The organism is Sivoneniella epilithica UHCC 1019 (genome assembly GCF_040830845.1).
GTDB lineage: Bacteria > Cyanobacteriota > Cyanobacteriia > Leptolyngbyales > Leptolyngbyaceae > ULC077BIN1.
The window spans coordinates 1-14,906 of record NZ_JBFPDP010000018.1 but is presented as its reverse complement, the minus strand read 5'-3'; the positions used below and the strand labels follow the sequence as shown (position 1 = coordinate 14,906).

Annotated in this window: 14 protein-coding genes; 9 read left to right on the top strand and 5 right to left on the bottom strand. The window is 48.2% G+C overall.

Going from position 1 to position 14,906, the window contains the following annotated elements:
* Positions 1 to 63: 63 nt before the first annotated feature.
* From AB3R30_RS12800 to AB3R30_RS12790, 3 genes are read right to left on the bottom strand one after another with little or no spacing between them, the layout of a single operon-like run.
* Positions 64 to 1,233: a F420-0:Gamma-glutamyl ligase gene (locus AB3R30_RS12800; RefSeq protein WP_458649579.1), complete on the bottom strand. Its 1,170-nt coding sequence runs from the start codon at positions 1,231 to 1,233 to the stop codon at positions 64 to 66.
* A 37-nt stretch (positions 1,234 to 1,270) separates the two neighbouring features.
* Positions 1,271 to 2,209 carry an NAD-dependent epimerase/dehydratase family protein gene (locus AB3R30_RS12795; protein ID WP_458649578.1) on the bottom strand — a complete coding sequence of 313 codons (939 nt, stop codon included), beginning with the start codon at positions 2,207 to 2,209 and terminating at the stop codon, positions 1,271 to 1,273.
* A gap of 7 nt (positions 2,210 to 2,216) precedes the next feature.
* A complete protein-coding gene (locus tag AB3R30_RS12790) occupies positions 2,217 to 2,567 on the bottom strand; it encodes a DUF1815 family protein (RefSeq protein WP_458649577.1) in 351 nt (116 codons plus the stop codon).
* A 545-nt stretch (positions 2,568 to 3,112) separates the two neighbouring features.
* On the opposite strand from AB3R30_RS12790, the gene hflX reads away from it, so the two are divergent.
* Positions 3,113 to 4,813 (top strand): GTPase HflX, encoded by a 1,701-nt coding sequence (hflX, locus tag AB3R30_RS12785; protein WP_458649576.1) that lies wholly within the window; start codon positions 3,113 to 3,115, stop codon positions 4,811 to 4,813.
* 171 nt (positions 4,814 to 4,984) lie between these two features.
* On the top strand, positions 4,985 to 5,596 hold the full coding sequence (clpP, locus tag AB3R30_RS12780) for an ATP-dependent Clp endopeptidase proteolytic subunit ClpP (protein WP_458649575.1): 612 nt from the start codon (positions 4,985 to 4,987) through the stop codon (positions 5,594 to 5,596).
* A 20-nt stretch (positions 5,597 to 5,616) separates the two neighbouring features.
* On the opposite strand, the gene AB3R30_RS12775 is transcribed toward clpP, so the two are convergent.
* Positions 5,617 to 6,696, bottom strand: coding sequence for a hypothetical protein (locus tag AB3R30_RS12775; protein WP_458649574.1), 1,080 nt, complete (start codon positions 6,694 to 6,696; stop codon positions 5,617 to 5,619).
* A 337-nt stretch (positions 6,697 to 7,033) separates the two neighbouring features.
* On the opposite strand from AB3R30_RS12775, the gene phoU reads away from it, so the two are divergent.
* The 7 genes from phoU (at position 7,034) to AB3R30_RS12740 (ending at position 13,878) form a co-directional block, all read left to right on the top strand.
* Positions 7,034 to 7,687: a phosphate signaling complex protein PhoU gene (phoU, locus tag AB3R30_RS12770; RefSeq protein ID WP_458649573.1), complete on the top strand. Its 654-nt coding sequence runs from the start codon at positions 7,034 to 7,036 to the stop codon at positions 7,685 to 7,687.
* Positions 7,688 to 8,079: 392 nt separating this feature from the next.
* The gene (locus AB3R30_RS12765; protein ID WP_458649572.1) at positions 8,080 to 8,787 is read left to right on the top strand and encodes a COP23 domain-containing protein; all 708 of its coding nucleotides are present in this window, start codon (positions 8,080 to 8,082) and stop codon (positions 8,785 to 8,787) included.
* Positions 8,788 to 9,032: 245 nt separating this feature from the next.
* On the top strand, positions 9,033 to 9,830 hold the full coding sequence (locus tag AB3R30_RS12760; protein WP_458649571.1) for a S1 family peptidase: 798 nt from the start codon (positions 9,033 to 9,035) through the stop codon (positions 9,828 to 9,830).
* Positions 9,831 to 9,926: 96 nt separating this feature from the next.
* Positions 9,927 to 11,408 (top strand): tetratricopeptide repeat protein, encoded by a 1,482-nt coding sequence (locus tag AB3R30_RS12755; protein ID WP_458649570.1) that lies wholly within the window; start codon positions 9,927 to 9,929, stop codon positions 11,406 to 11,408.
* A gap of 88 nt (positions 11,409 to 11,496) precedes the next feature.
* Complete coding sequence (locus AB3R30_RS12750; protein WP_458649569.1) at positions 11,497 to 12,093, top strand: Uma2 family endonuclease; 597 nt, start codon at positions 11,497 to 11,499, stop codon at positions 12,091 to 12,093.
* A 46-nt stretch (positions 12,094 to 12,139) separates the two neighbouring features.
* Positions 12,140 to 12,733 carry a DUF4129 domain-containing protein gene (locus AB3R30_RS12745; protein WP_458649568.1) on the top strand — a complete coding sequence of 198 codons (594 nt, stop codon included), beginning with the start codon at positions 12,140 to 12,142 and terminating at the stop codon, positions 12,731 to 12,733.
* Positions 12,730 to 13,878: a DUF4350 domain-containing protein gene (locus tag AB3R30_RS12740; protein WP_458649567.1), complete on the top strand. Its 1,149-nt coding sequence runs from the start codon at positions 12,730 to 12,732 to the stop codon at positions 13,876 to 13,878. Before AB3R30_RS12745 ends, AB3R30_RS12740 begins: the two co-directional genes overlap by 4 nt.
* A 115-nt stretch (positions 13,879 to 13,993) precedes the next feature.
* Here the strand turns inward: AB3R30_RS12740 and AB3R30_RS12735 are convergent, their stop codons facing one another.
* Positions 13,994 to 14,677, bottom strand: coding sequence for a class I SAM-dependent methyltransferase (locus AB3R30_RS12735; protein WP_458649566.1), 684 nt, complete (start codon positions 14,675 to 14,677; stop codon positions 13,994 to 13,996).
* Positions 14,678 to 14,906: the final 229 nt, after the last annotated feature.

Sequence of the window (14,906 nt, the reverse complement as noted above, 5' to 3'; positions counted from 1 at the left end):
TTAATGAGTTAGCCATTGTGACAGATATTTGTTATGCGGGGATGCCGATAGATGCCGCTCTGATTAAAGAGGACGAATCAACACAACAGGAGTTTGCTCGTCGGCGTTTCCTGCTGGGTTTTTCCTTAATGCTTGCTGCAACATTGGAATTGCTACATCTAAAGTTGCAGCAAGCACTTTCACGGCTCCCAAATCGTTGACATCCACGATCGCCGCTGCCAACCCTGTTTCTTGTTGAATCAGATCCACCACCTGTTGGGGATTTTCTGGTCCTAGGACAATAAATTGATCATAGGGTGGCAACGTGCCCGTTACGTCATCAATCAGGCGCGCCTGCTCTCCCGCCAATTGATAAAACACGCCTGGTTTGCCGAAAACCTTGGCGATCGCGCCCACCAAAAACGCTGCCAATACCCGCACCGTACCCGACTGATCAATCAGGGCTTGCAATCCACAGGCGGTCGCTAAGCTGGAAGTGGGTAAAAATAAGTAACACAGCCGTTTAGCAGCCCATCCCGGCTTGATCTCTTGCGGATCGCGGAATCGCCCTTGCATAATGGCGATCGGGCTTTCTCCAATCGTCACCACATCGCCGGGTTTAGCATTGGGACTCACATATCGCCGAACCACATCCACCGGGCTATCTAGTTCGGTCAATAAATGAGTCCGAATGGGCAACACTTCAGCCGTTGGAGTCGATCGCCAATTTTTAGATTCCGCCGGATCGGGAAACTGAAATGGCACCACCACATGGCGCGTTTTAGTAATTCGCCCTTGAGGACCATACGTTAGGTAATGCACCTGCACCCACGCCGTTTTCAGTTGACTCAGGTCAGCCCCGTGAATATCAATGTGTACGTCTATGGTCGTTCGTTTACCCACCTTAACGATGTAAGCAAACCAGTAATCATCGGAGCGAGCCTTTTCGTCAGGATGACACGAAACAATGCGTATTTGAGTCGTTACACCCTGCAAACTTCCTCCTGATAATAACTTCACCTCTGCCGATACTTGCGGCACCATAATTTCAAGCTTGGCAGTGCGATTAATCAATTCCATCTCGCCCACAAGCTGATAGTGGGTGGGTGTTTGCTCCCGCAACTGCCACTGTCCAACGGTTGCCACCAAATTATTGCCAGGGCGATCGCGATACTGAATTTCTAATGCCAGCAGATACAGCCCAATGAGTAGGATACTCGTGACTAAAATGAGTCCAAGAAATTGGAGAAGCACAAAAACCTCGGCGTTAAAGGGGCAGGTGAGGAAATATTTAGAGAGCAACAGCCTGCAAAATTTCGTCATCGATTGAAAAGTTTACCGTGGCTTGGGCGCGTCCGGATGGAAGATAGTCCTGTTGAAAAGAATCTTGCAGCCCAGAAATGAGGTCAAACTCAGGAGTCCAATGCAGGTCGCGAGTTGCTTTTTGGATAGATGTAAAGAAATGTTGAGTTCGCAGAGGAAATGTTTTGTGTTTCCCGAAATCAAATTTTTTGGGATCGTAATGAATAATCTGAAGATCGGTGGGTGATTTTCCGGCAGCGATCGCACATGACCGCGCTAGCCCATCAAAAGTAGTAAAGCGATCGCCGGAAATATTGTAAGTTTGCCCAACGGCTTGGCGATTATCCAACACATTTGCCATGGCTTGAGCCAGATCTTTCACATGCCCTAATTGGGTGATGTGCATTCCATGACCAGGGATTGGGATCGGGCGATTGCGAACAATCCGATCAAAAAACCAGGCTTCTAGATCGTTATAGTTTTGCGAACCGTAGATATAAGTAGGGCGAATAGAGGTAAAGGGTAACCCCTGTTCTGCCAGATAAACTTCAGTATCGTGTTTGCCCTTGTGCCGACTGTGGGGATCAACCGCATCGCCTTCTCCATGGGGCATTTGATCAGACTTAAGATAGACCCCCGCAGAACTCAGGTAGACAAAATGCTTAACCCCATCTTTGAAGAGTTCTGCTAATGGCTGAGTATCGGTTAGTTCGCGCCCATTGTTATCAAAAATGGCATCAAATTCTTGATCTTGAAGCAGGTGTTTCAGTTGAGCAGCATCCGTGCGATCGCCATGAATTTGCTGCAATCCTTCCACTGGAGCAGGTTGATTACCTCGGTTAAATAGAACAACCTCATGCTGCTTACAGAGCAAGCGGGTTAGATAAACCCCCACAAAGCGGGTACCGCCCATGATCAAAATTCGCATCGACCCGCTAGCCTACTGTCTCAGTTAATAGTGCTAGACGAGATTGAGAAGGTTTAATCTGGTACTTCACCAAATTAGCTAAATCTTGAAGCTGACTGATTGCTTCTGCGCCTTCTAGCTTCATTAATTCGCGATCGTCGCGCATTTCTGTCCAGGTTATCCCATAGTCAGAAACCAAAAAGCGAATTAGATGGCTGTCTGCCAAACTCACCATAAATGAAGCGCTATTCATCTGTCCGCCGCAGGTATAGCAAGAAGCTAGATACCCCTTTCGCTCTAGCACGATCGCCAAAGCCTGAAGATTCATAACCAAATCTTGGACGAATTGACGATGTTGTTCTGCAAGTCTTATAAACACGGTTGCCCTCCAATCACCACATCCAACTTCCGAAAACTTTAGGCTTTTTTAAGAATTGAACACTTACTATAAACGATAATGCATATCATAAAGTCTTTAATCAATTTCTGCTTTGGTATCGGTGCAAGTTACGGCTCTGCCTAAACCGACCCAGAAATAGGATAGCTGAGCTTACTGCTAAACAAAGTATCTATAAAGACAGATAAAGATAGTCAGCCCCAATCCCTTTTAAGAGATTACTCTTAGGTCTATAACTTGAAACAAAGGGTTTTTATATAATGATTCTAACCATATTCATCAACTTATGACGAATCGATAAGCAGAATTGCTTACCAGATTTAAAAAATATTCTCAAACGATCAAAATTTTATGAATCTGGGAAGAGCTTCTACAGGCTGCTCTTCGTGTTTGAAATAGAGAAAAGAGATGCCTTGAATCGGCATTGGTCTGAATTTTGTATGAATAACCACAGAAATTATTATCAACACATCCCGCAATGATCGCTTTAGCTGGGTTCCTATCGATAGAATAAGATCCAGACGCATTTGGCTAGACAGTTTATCGACTTAATTCACGGCAATCTTCAGGGCATCAAAACCAGTCAGCTTAAACAGTTGCAGCAGCTTTATCAGCAGCGATTACCCAGCGATCGCATTACTACTGCCGAATTTTCTCAGCGACTTGCTGCCGTTAGCACTGAATTAGGTCAGCCCGTCTGTGCCTACATCAATCGTCGTGGACAGGTGATTCGGATAGGGGTTGGTAGTCCACGCCAGACTCGCATTCCACCGTTAGAACTCCCTCGGTACGGTGCAGAGCGGCTATGTGGAATTCGCTGCATCGCAACGCAGTTAAAAAATGAGCCGCCTAGCGAAACCACGTTGACCGTGATGGCAATGCAGCGTTTAGATGCTCTGGTCGTTTTGAGCTTGACCGGAAGCGGATTTGAGCGACGGGGGGGCGGTGCAACGGGTTATGTTTCGGCAGCCTACCTTGCCCATTTAGTGCCCCATCCAGAAGCCAATTGGACGGTGACTCCTGCATTGAGCCTAGAAGTGATTGCCGACCAAGCCTTCGACGACTTAGTAGAAGGACTTGAAGAGGAATTTCGGCGTGAATTTGTTGCCCAACAGGTTGACTCAGATCACGATCGCGTCTTGATTGTGGGGCTACAGACCGAAAAGACCCACGCTCAGCAATTTCAAGATGGCTTAAAAGAATTAGAACGCCTGATTGAAACCGCCGGTGGAGAAGTCTTGCACACCCTGACGCAAAAACGCCCCCGTCCCCATCCGCGAACCGTTGTAGGCGAGGGAAAGGTGCAAGAAATTGCGAGATCGGTGCAAACTGTAGGGGCAAATCTGGTGGTCTTCGATCGCGATTTATCGCCTGCCCAAGTGCGAAACTTGGAAACTCAAATTGGGCTACGAGTGGTCGATCGCACTGAAGTCATTTTAGATATTTTCGCCCAGCGCGCCCAATCAGGAGCCGGAAAACTCCAGGTTGAACTGGCACAATTGGAATATCGCCTCCCCCGATTAACCGGGCGCGGACAGGCAATGTCACGCTTAGGCGGCGGGATTGGCACACGAGGACCGGGTGAAACCAAACTCGAAACAGAACGGCGATCGATTCAACAGCGTATCACTCGGTTGCAGCGGGAAGTTACCCAACTGCAAGCCCACCGTGCCCGAATGCGCCAACGTCGGCAGCATGAAGAAGTGCCCTCGATCGCCGTTGTCGGCTATACCAACGCCGGCAAATCAACCCTGCTAAACGTGTTGACTAACGCTGAGATTTACACGGCTGACCAACTCTTCGCTACCCTTGATCCGACCACTCGCCGGACGGTCGTTCCTGATGCGATCACACAAGAGCCACTGTCGGTTTTGCTCACCGATACCGTGGGTTTTATTCACGAGTTGCCGCCCTCGTTGGTCGATGCCTTTCGCGCCACCTTAGAAGAAGTCACAGAAGCCACAGCCTTAATCCATCTGGTGGATTTATCTCATCCCGCATGGCAAAGCCAAATTCGCTCAGTGATGACCATTTTGTCGGACATGGCGATCGCCCCCGGTCCTAGCCTGCTAGCCTTCAACAAAATCGACCAGATCGACGGCGATACCCTAATGCTGGCGAAAGAAGAACACCCTCAAGCACTCTTTATTTCCGCTAGCGAACGGCTCGGCTTAGAAACCCTTCGTCATCGCCTAGGGCAACTCGTTCACTATGCCGCATCCTGCTAGGGAATGGCGAGTGGCGAATGACGAAGGGCGAAGGGCGAAGGTTATGAGGCAAAACTCAAAACTCGAAACTCGAAACTCAAAACTCAAAACTCAAAACTCAAAACTCAAAACTCTCCTCCTAGTCTTTCAGCAAATCGGTAGAATAGGAGAAACTCACTACACGCAGGCGCTATGATTCCTACCGTTATTGAACAGTCTGGTCGCGGTGAACGCGCTTTTGACATCTACTCTCGCCTTCTAAGAGAGCGGATTGTGTTTTTGGGGCAGCAGGTAGATTCCGACTTGGCAAACCTGATTGTTGCCCAACTGCTGTTTTTGGAAGCGGAGGATTCAGAAAAAGATATTTATCTATACATTAATTCTCCAGGTGGCTCAGTCACTGCTGGCATGGGTATTTATGACACTATCAAACAAATTCGTCCAGCCGTTTCCACCGTTTGTATGGGGCTAGCTGCTAGTATGGGCGCATTTTTACTCAGTGCGGGTGAAAAGGGCAAACGCATGAGCTTACCCAATTCTCGGATTATGATCCACCAGCCTTTAGGCGGCGCTCAGGGGCAAGCAACTGATATTGAAATTCAAGCGAAGGAAATTTTGTATCACAAGCAGCGCTTAAACGAATTGCTGGCAGATCATACTGGGCAATCTTTGGAGCGAATTCAGGATGATACCGAGCGCGACTTCTTTATGTCTGCGGAGGAGGCAAAAGAATATGGCTTGATCGATCAGGTGATTGATCGTCGCCCGTCTGCTGTCCACCCGATCGCAGTTGTCAACAACTAAGCGATCGCCCGTAAACTGCCTTAAATGCCATTAACTGAGGGCAAGGCTCTTAAATAATTCAAAAAGTCCATCAACTCGTCCACGTCTAGGCGTTGGCGGGTTGATTTTTTATAGGTTTTTTTCAAATAATCGCGACCCTCTTGCTTTGTCCAACCAATCCGATCCATTTCCACGTCGGTGTGGGCAATTAGAGTCGAAAGATCATCTGGCTCAATCGTCGCAACAGGATTATTAGCGACTGGGTTTTCAGTCGCGATCCCTTTTTTGGGTTTATCTAAGTTGAGCGGAGCCGAGAAATTAGCTTCGGGCTGCTCTGGTACTAATTCAGTAGGAGAGATCGTCGCGATCGCCTCAGTTTCAACAAATGAATCTTGGGAGAATGAATCTTGGGGGAATGTATCTTCGGGTTCGTCTTCATCCCCTGCCCCATAATCTTCCACACTGGGCAAATACTCTTCTTCAAAATTATTGACCTCTGCAAAATTATTCACAGTCTCCTCAAAATTATTCACAGTCTCCTCAGGGCTATCTTCTTCAGCAGGTATCCCCTTCGGTTCAGCGGGTTCCGGTTCAACAGGTATTACCTCCGGCGAAAACAACGCTGTTGGAAACGGCATCGATAAATCTGCTGATATTTCAGGCAGGGGCACCGTTGGCAGGGATAAGGGAGCAGAGGGAGCAATGGTCTCCAAGTCTAGGCTAGATAATGGATTGATCGACACGCTATTTTCTGTGGGTTGCCTAATTGAAGTGGCGAGAGTTTCTGGTAATGAAATTTCTGGCAAGGCGATTTCTGGGAAGCGATCGCTAGGCGGCATCAAAGGCTCCGGTGCGATTACAGGGCTAGCACTATTAGACGGTTGAGCGATCGCTGAAATGCCCAAAAACTCCAAAACTCTGAGTCTCGCTTGGCCTTCTGCCGTTTCAAGGTTAGCTGACTCTGCCATACTCGTTGCGATCGTCACCCCGCCCATTTGCACGATCGCCTTAACAATAAATCGCTCTTGATGAATTTGCACTAGCTCAGTCACTAAAGCACCCATAGGATAGTGCTTTTGTAATTGAGTGAACCATCCCTTAGAGCTACCAATCTGAGACATAACAAGAATCCAAACAATAACTGAAATTCTAAAACCGCTGCTAGATACAGTAGCGCAATAGTCTAACTTCAATGCATCTATCCTTGCGGCAAGGCAAAGAGTAGCGTGTCAAAGAACCATGACATATAAATCATATGGGGGGATGTTTTTTCGTTAAAAAATTGCCCTAAAACGCTTTGAGCAGAGAGATAAACCCGAATGTAATCTACGATATGGTTACAGATGCAGAAGATTTATATAGTGACAAGGTGACTATATAACAATCTCACAGCAGTTACAAAAACCAGCTTAAAAGGCTACAGTAAAGACCTTTGAAGTGCATGAGGTAAACAAGCTATTGAATACTTCAAGCTCAACCCGTGTCCAGTTTGAGCGGCAGCTTAAGCGCATTCAGCGGGATGTTTTACGGATGGGAGCGCTAGTTGAAAACTCGTTTTGGCTTGCACGACAGGCTCTATTTGAGCGGTGTTTAGAAGCTCCTAACCAAATTTCGCTCCAAGATGAGCAAATTGATCAACTCTATCGGCAGATTGAGCAAGATTGTGTGACGCTGATTGCTCTGCAATCCCCTGTTGCTCAAGATCTACGCTTGCTGAGTGCCATGATGCAGTTGGTTCGCGACCTTGAGCGAATTGGTGACTATGCAGAAGATTTAGGCGAAATTTCAATTTTACTGTTCCCCTATCCAGTTCCAAAGGATATGGAGCAGGTGAAGCACATGTGCGATCGCTGTCGGGCAATGTTGGCGCTTAGTCTAGCCGCTTTATCCGACCTCGATGCCGAATCAGGGTTAGCCGTAAAAGTGCGCGACGATGCAGTGGATTTAGACTATGAAACCCTCTATCACTCCTTGGCACAACAGAAAAATGTTCAAGGCGTTGTAGAACCGATTGTCTTGTTAGTCCTAACGATCCGGCATTTAGAACGCATGGCAGATCACGCCACAAATATTGGTAAGCGCGTTGCTTATATTGTCACAGGACACCGATAAAAAAACGCTACAAAAGCAATGGGTAGTGAAAGGTTAATAGTTTTGAGTTTTGAGTTTTGAGTACTCCTTTCTTACCTCTCGCCTCTCACCCCTTGCCTCTCGCCTCTCGCCTCTCGCCTCTCGCCTCTTTACATAACGCAGCAATTTTTGCTGGCGGATTTTTCTCCGGATCAAGCGCATTTCCGGCTTTTCTAGAGTTTTGAGTTGTGGAAATTTAATTTTTCCTGGGTGAGTTATCCGGAAATAGTTTTGGTTTTCAGATAAATGGAACGAGGGTTACCTAGTCGGAGATGAGATAGAACACGCCGCGCAATGGTGTGATTACTTATCTTCCTACTTGGCTACCCCTCGAACCATGTTTTGATGACACATTTAACTTGCGGAGAATCACCATGAAGTCAACTTCATATCTAAAGCTGTTGGGTGTTGGGGCGATCGCGTTTAGCATGGCGCTGACCCTCAGCCAACCCAGTTTTGCCAAAAAAAGACCCAGGGTTACCGTCACCACTCCTTCCACCTCATCTGGGACAACTGTTGTTCCCTTATCTCCTACCACTACGACCACCACTACTACTTTTCCGGGTGTTCCTGGTTTTCCTCCGGGTGGTCCGAATGCACTCTGCGGTCCTGTGCCAATAGGAGGTTCCCCTTGTGGTGGTTCTTCACTGCCAGCGCTCCAGGTTTCTCAAAGAGACTACTTTTTCTGTGGACAAAGTTCCCAAGGAGCGCCAACAACTTTTGTGAATACTCCCACCGGAAATATTTCCTTAATTCGTTGGGTTTCTCACCACTTTAACCACTCTGGGTATAACCCTACGGTTCGTTGTCAAGAAGTTTCGCAACGGTTTAACCGCTTTTACAACCAGGGAATTTTAAACTTTGTCACCACTGGCATTGTCAATAATCAACCTGTAGTTTGCGTTGCTAGCGAAATGGGTGGACCTTGCCGTGGCGTATTGTTCACACTGAAACCGGGTCAAAATGTCCCCCGCACGATTCAACAACTGTTTGATGTACGAGTCGGTGCTTCGGGGCCTCTGTTTGAGAGTGGGTCTCGTGAATACATTGACATGAAACCTTACACACAGGCATTGCGCTAATGAAAAGGAAGCACGGGGCAACAGTTCCAGCCCGTTAGACTGTTTTGAGTTGCCCGTGCCCTTCCGCACTAGTGGTGTGATACCAGTGCGGAAACCTGCTTCAAACCTTGAGGGGATAGACCCCTGGATGATTTGTAAATTTGTTAATTGGCTTGTTTCTGTGGATATCTGATTCGGTAAACGATCGCGTTTCACACCTGACTCACTCCTCTTTATAGATCGCTTGGTAGATTAGGTGAACTCCTGTGATTGAGACTGTTCTTGCCCTTGTGTTTGTCTTGCGACAGGAAGTTTTCCTCTCACCTTTTATCAGTCCCGGTGTAGACGTTCGGCTGTTGCCTGGTTCTATTGCTCCTAGTCGGTTAGAACCCGATCAGGATGCTAAGGCACTGGAGGCGATCAGCCGCGCCATTACGGTGAAGGTAAAAGCAGGACGAAACGGGGGATCGGGAATTTTGATCCGACGGCAGGGACAGCTTTATACGGTGCTGACAAATCGACATGTGGTTACTCCGGGTACACCCTATGTGATTCAAACACCGGATCAGCGATCGCATCCGGCAAGTTTGCTAAAAAAAATAGATTTTCAGGAAAATGATTTGGCACTCCTGCAATTTCATAGCGGCAATCCGTATGCGATCGCTACTCTTGGGCGGTCAGAGTTGCTGGTTCGCAACGATCTAGTGATGGCAGCCGGATATCCGCTAGATGAGTTTTCTAAGCAAAATAGCTTGTTGCAATCCATAGGCAAGGTTTCTCTGATTCCCAAGCAGCCGTTTTTGGGCGGCTATCAACTGGGCTATACCAATCTGATTTTCCAGGGGATGAGCGGCGGTCCGGTGTTGAATGCGAAAGGTGAAGTGGTTGGAATTAACAGTTTGCACGCCTATCCGCTGTGGGGCGATCCCTATGTGTTTGTGGATGGCTCTAAGCCTGCGACCCCAGAGCGATCGCTGATTGTGCGTTCTAGCTGGGCAGTGCCGATTGATACGTTTCTCTGTCTTGCTCCGGCGATCTCGGGGGTGAATCAAAAGGTGTGTTAACTGAATTTTTCTCATGGTGCGTTACGGCGATGGTACACACCCTCGTGTCTTAAAACCCAAAACTCAAAACTCAAAACTCAAAACTCCCTATCTACTATGAACCGATTTACTTCACTTTCAACGATCTTTTTGACAGGCGCGATCGCGTTGGTTCAACTTCAGCCTGCACAGGCGCTTTCTGTCAATCAGGTACAGCAGATTGCGGAGGGAATGACGGTGCTGATTGATGGGGTAAATCCGGGATCGGGTGTGATCATCGATCGCGTGGGGGAGACGTATTATGTGCTGACAGCGCGCCATGTGGTGGGGATACCGGATGAATACACAATTGTGACGCCGATGGGCGATCGCCATGTGGTTGACTATTCGCGAATTATTCGGCTGGCAGGGGCAGATTTGGCGATCGTGCCCTTCGTCAGTCGGCGCACCTATCGCACGGCAACTTTAGCCACCTATGCGTCTGATAGCGAATTTAATACGGTGTTTACGGCAGGGTTTACGGCGGCGCGATTTGTGAAACAATCCCTACGGGAATCGTGGCGGTTTTCGGCAGGGTTTTTGAGCGATCGCACTTTTTCCATTGCCCAAACCCAAGGCATTCGCCAAGATGGCTATGACTTGTTCTATAGCAACCTGACCGAAGTGGGCATGAGTGGCAGTGCCGTGTTGGATACGGATGGGCGCGTGATTGGCATTCATGGGCTGGCAGAAGGAGAAACAGTGGACGATGGGCAACGCGGCACGGCACGGGTGAAGCGGGGCTTTAGTTCGGGCATTCCAATGACCACGTTTTTGCGCTTGTTGCCTCAATCGGGGCTAAATTTAGGCTTGCGAATTGATCGATCGCCACCCAGCCGCGTCACTGCCGACCAGCAGCAAACCATTCGTCCGTTTACGATACCAACCCCGTTTGACAACAGCGGCAGCGCGATCGAGTGGACTAATCGCGGCAATCAGCTTTATCGCACCGGACAGTTGCCAGCCGCGTTGTCAGCGCTAGATCGAGCCGTGCAACTTCAGCCTGATTTTTACGCTGCCTGGTATGAGCGGGGCAATGTGTTGTTTGCGATGAATCGGGCAACGGAGGCACTGGAGTCCTATGAGCGCACCATTCAGCTAAAGCCTGATTTGTATGGCGTGTGGCGCGATCGCGGGGTGTTGTTAGGGGCAGCGCATCAATATCTAGCGGCGCTTGGCTCGTTTGACAAGGCAACGGAACTCAAGCCCGATGACTATGTGTTGTGGCATATGCGCGGTAATTTACTCAACAAAGATTTGCGGGATTATCCACAGGCGATCGCCTCTTACGATCGCGCCTTGTTGATCAATCCCAGTTTTGCCGATGCTTGGATGGGCAAAGGTCGCGCCCAGCATGAACTGGGTCAGCACACCGAAGCCTTGGCTGCCTTTAGCCGATCGCTGCAACTGAATCCCAATCTTACGGTTGCCTTAATCTTGCAAAGCAAAACCTTGAATGCCTTGGGCAGACGACCAGAAGCGATCGCCTCTCTGCAACGAGCACTGCAACTGCAACCCACCAATTCCGAAGCCCAACGCCTGCTTGCGGGTTTGCGGTAGTGTGTCAAGATGAGAACAATCCCGAATACTCGATATAAAAGCGCAACTCTGAGCCAACTCGCAAAGGCACGTAAGAAGGGCGATCGCAATGGTACAAACAAAAACACGATTCAAGAATTTTGTGGAATACGCAGCGGCAAATCCATCTGAATTGCCAGAGGGCAACTATGAATTGGTCAATGGGGAAATTGTTGAAATGGGCGCAGAGAACGACAAAAATATTCAAATCGCTGGTTTTTTGTTTTTCATGCTGGCTCAGGTCGTTCCTCATTATCTAATTCGCCGAGGGACGGAAATCGCAGTTCCAAGCCGCTTGGTGACTTCCAGATACCCCGATTTAATGGTGCTGACCGAAGAAACTCGCGCTGCAATGAAGCGGGATCAGCGATCGCTGATTAGCTTAGAGATGCCTGCCCCACAGTTGACTGTTGAAGTGGTTTCACCCGGCAATCTTGGCAGCGATAACTACAATCGAGATTACATTGAAAAGTCTCAAGAATATGCCTCTAGAGGCATCCTTGAGTATTGGCTAATTGACCCAGCTAGAGAGGTATTTGTGTTGCACCTTCTTAGTCATGGACAGTATCAGAGAACTGAATTTCGAGGAAATCAACGGATTGAATCCCCTGCCTTTGCATCGCTGCAACTGACCGCAGAACAAATCTTGCAGGCAGGAGATCCGTAAGTTTCGTGCTTTCGCTTTCGTCTAGACCTTCGTTTTCAGCTTGCCTATGTCTGGTACTTTTGAAAAAAATAGCTTGGGTTGGCAAGTTCACCTCCTCCAGCAGCAGTTTGGTGAGTGGTTTGAACGGCTGTTGAATTCTGCTCAAGCTCCATCTGGCAAGTTGCCCAATTGGTCGGTGCCAGATTGGGTTTTTCGGCTGGTGTTTTGGGCGATCGCGATCGCCCTAATAGTGTGGTTCGGCTGGCGGCTCTATCGCTTATTGAGTCCCTATTTATTCACTACTTTATTCCCCGGTCGAGAGCGCTCAAAAAGTGTTGCCAAGCCAGTTTCCGCAGAATCGGTGCCTGAAGCGCGATGGATCGTGCGATCGCGCACCTATGCTCAACAGGGTAACTATCGAGCCGCCTGTCAAGCGCTTTATATGGCAGTGTTACAGCAGTTAGACGATCGCAAAATCCTACCTGGCGATCGCAGCCGCACCGATGGAGAATACCTGCGGTTTTTGCAAACTCAGCCGAATCCGCGCCCTTATCATGTGCTGTTTCGCACCCATGAGCGCTCGTGCTTTGGTGAGGTAGACATTTCTGAAGCCCAGTTTATCGACTGTGAGCAAGCCTATCGGGAGACAGAAACGCCATGATGCGACTTTCTCGCCGCCAAATTGTCATCTTGGCGATCGCCCTTGGAGCAATGATTTTATTGACGCTGCTGCTTGCGCCTATGGGCAGCGATCGCCAGAGTGCCTCCACCTATAGTCGCGCTCCCGATGGCTACGGTGCTTGGTATGCCTCCATGCAACAGCAAGGTAAAGATGTGAAACGATGGCAACAGCCCACAGATGCTTTATTTCAACCCAATAGCAAAACCGATGAAGCTGACCCAACACCGAACCGTAAAATTTTGCTTCCTAAAACCCCCATCACCTTCCTGCGGATTGGCAAAGATCTGGAGCTATCCGCCGCGAGTGAAGCATGGGTGAAACAGGGCAATGTGCTGGTGTTGGTGGGGGCGATCGTCGATGCCTCCGTCACCCAAGCACCGTTCACCTCAGACATGGCTAGCCCTGGGGGGATTGTGCGAATTGCCACTAGCCGCCGCTACCGCCCATCATCCGACAGCGCCGCCATTCTGCAAGATTCCTTTGGCACTGTTGTTTGGCAGAAAACCCTGGGTAAAGGTCGCCTGATTTCCGTCATCACTACGCATCTTGCCGCCAACGCCTACCAAGATTTTCGCGCTAACTACGAGCTTCTCGCCAAGATCGTTACCGAACCGGGCTATCCCGTTTGGGTGGATGAATACCTACACGGTTACAAAGATTCAGAGGAGCAGAATAACCCAGCGAGTGAAGCCAATTTATTCAGCTACTTGATGAGAACTCCCCTCTCTTTGCTGGCAATTCAGGCGATCGCGCTCCTACTCCTACTCATTTGGGGTCAAAATCGCCGATTGGGTTTGCCAGAACGAATAGAAACTCCAACCCTAAATAATAGCGAGGCATACATTCAAGCCCTTGCTGGCGTGTTGCACAAAGCAGGCGGCAGCGAATTTGTTTTGGAAACCCTGGGTAAAGCGGAACAATTAGAGATTCAAAAAGCCTTGGGTTTAGGAACAATTCCCCTGTCTATTGATGACTTGATAGCTGCTTGGTTACAGCAAACCGGGCAACCTACCGCCCCCCTGCAAGCCCTGCTCCGTACCGCCGCCCGTCATCGTCGCGTTAGTGAAACAGAACTAAGCCAGTGGCTAGCAACAATGAATACGGTGCGATCGCAGCTTTCCTGAATGAGAAAACGAGAACAAATGAAAGTGCCTCAGCAAAAATTGATCAGATCGCCACATTTGCGATCGCGTCTCATTACAACGATAGGGATGATCTAGAGGCAAGTTCTAAATCAAGCTAGATTGCGATCTCTGACGTAATTTTCCGAAGAACCACATCATTGTAGGATCTGCCCTGAAAAGCGAGAAACAGCATCTCAAAACTATGATTAATGCAAAAGTCATTGACAGCTTCAAGGACTCCATATTTCTTGAAATCGGATACCGAGAAATATACATAATCATTCACAGCTATTAGCCCATCAGTCTTCAATTTCAATCGTGATGCCTCCAGATCCCTTTTAGCTCCTAAATAGCTATGATCTCCATCCACATAAGTCCAATCAAAGTAATTGTCAGACATTGCCATTAGAGTTGCTGCTGAGTCTCCAAGGTGTACTTCAACTTGACCACTCGCAATTTTGTCTTTGAACTTTTCTTTAGCAATATTAATAGCGTTTGGGTCAATATCAATTAAATGAAGTTTAGAGGGTTGAGTGATCTCAAGAATTGACTCTGAAAACTCACATCGCAAGATACCGATTTCGGCACATACCGCATTTTTGGGCATGTACTCAAGCATTTTGAGTCGGTCTTCTAACAATTTACAGTTGTGAATATGTCTCTTTTCTAGAGGCTTTACCATCGACCACATCATTCGTCGTTTTTCAACTGAGTAATCCTCAAGACACGAACAGCCGATCGCTTTTCTGACAAATTTTTTAGTTGCTCTTGCAACTCTCTCTAGAGTAAATGAGTTCATTGAAACACCGATATAAATTTCGATCAGACTATCTTGCGAGCCATATTACAAGACTTTATCGACACAACAACCGTCCGTTATTCCATATTTCTCAAAGATCTTTGTGTCCTACCCTATTCATCCGTTGCCAGTTTCAACTCAAAGTAGCAGACTACTAGTAGGCTGTCAACTTTATTTTGGTGGATAGATGGGAGAGAATAGAGCGGCAGCTACCTCTGAACCAATCATG

What these genes read in the sequence shown, in the direction of transcription:
- AB3R30_RS12795 (WP_458649578.1), bottom strand. Translation starts at nt 2,209, where the DNA reads ATGCGAATTTTGATCATGGGCGGTACCCGCTTTGTGGGGGTTTATCTA.
- clpP (WP_458649575.1), top strand. Translation starts at nt 4,985, where the DNA reads ATGATTCCTACCGTTATTGAACAGTCTGGTCGCGGTGAACGCGCTTTT.
- AB3R30_RS12775 (WP_458649574.1), bottom strand. Translation starts at nt 6,696, where the DNA reads ATGTCTCAGATTGGTAGCTCTAAGGGATGGTTCACTCAATTACAAAAG.
- AB3R30_RS12765 (WP_458649572.1), top strand. Translation starts at nt 8,080, where the DNA reads ATGAAGTCAACTTCATATCTAAAGCTGTTGGGTGTTGGGGCGATCGCG.
- AB3R30_RS12755 (WP_458649570.1), top strand. Translation starts at nt 9,927, where the DNA reads ATGAACCGATTTACTTCACTTTCAACGATCTTTTTGACAGGCGCGATC.
- AB3R30_RS12750 (WP_458649569.1), top strand. Translation starts at nt 11,497, where the DNA reads ATGGTACAAACAAAAACACGATTCAAGAATTTTGTGGAATACGCAGCG.
- AB3R30_RS12745 (WP_458649568.1), top strand. Translation starts at nt 12,140, where the DNA reads ATGTCTGGTACTTTTGAAAAAAATAGCTTGGGTTGGCAAGTTCACCTC.
- AB3R30_RS12740 (WP_458649567.1), top strand. Translation starts at nt 12,730, where the DNA reads ATGATGCGACTTTCTCGCCGCCAAATTGTCATCTTGGCGATCGCCCTT.
- AB3R30_RS12735 (WP_458649566.1), bottom strand. Translation starts at nt 14,677, where the DNA reads ATGAACTCATTTACTCTAGAGAGAGTTGCAAGAGCAACTAAAAAATTT.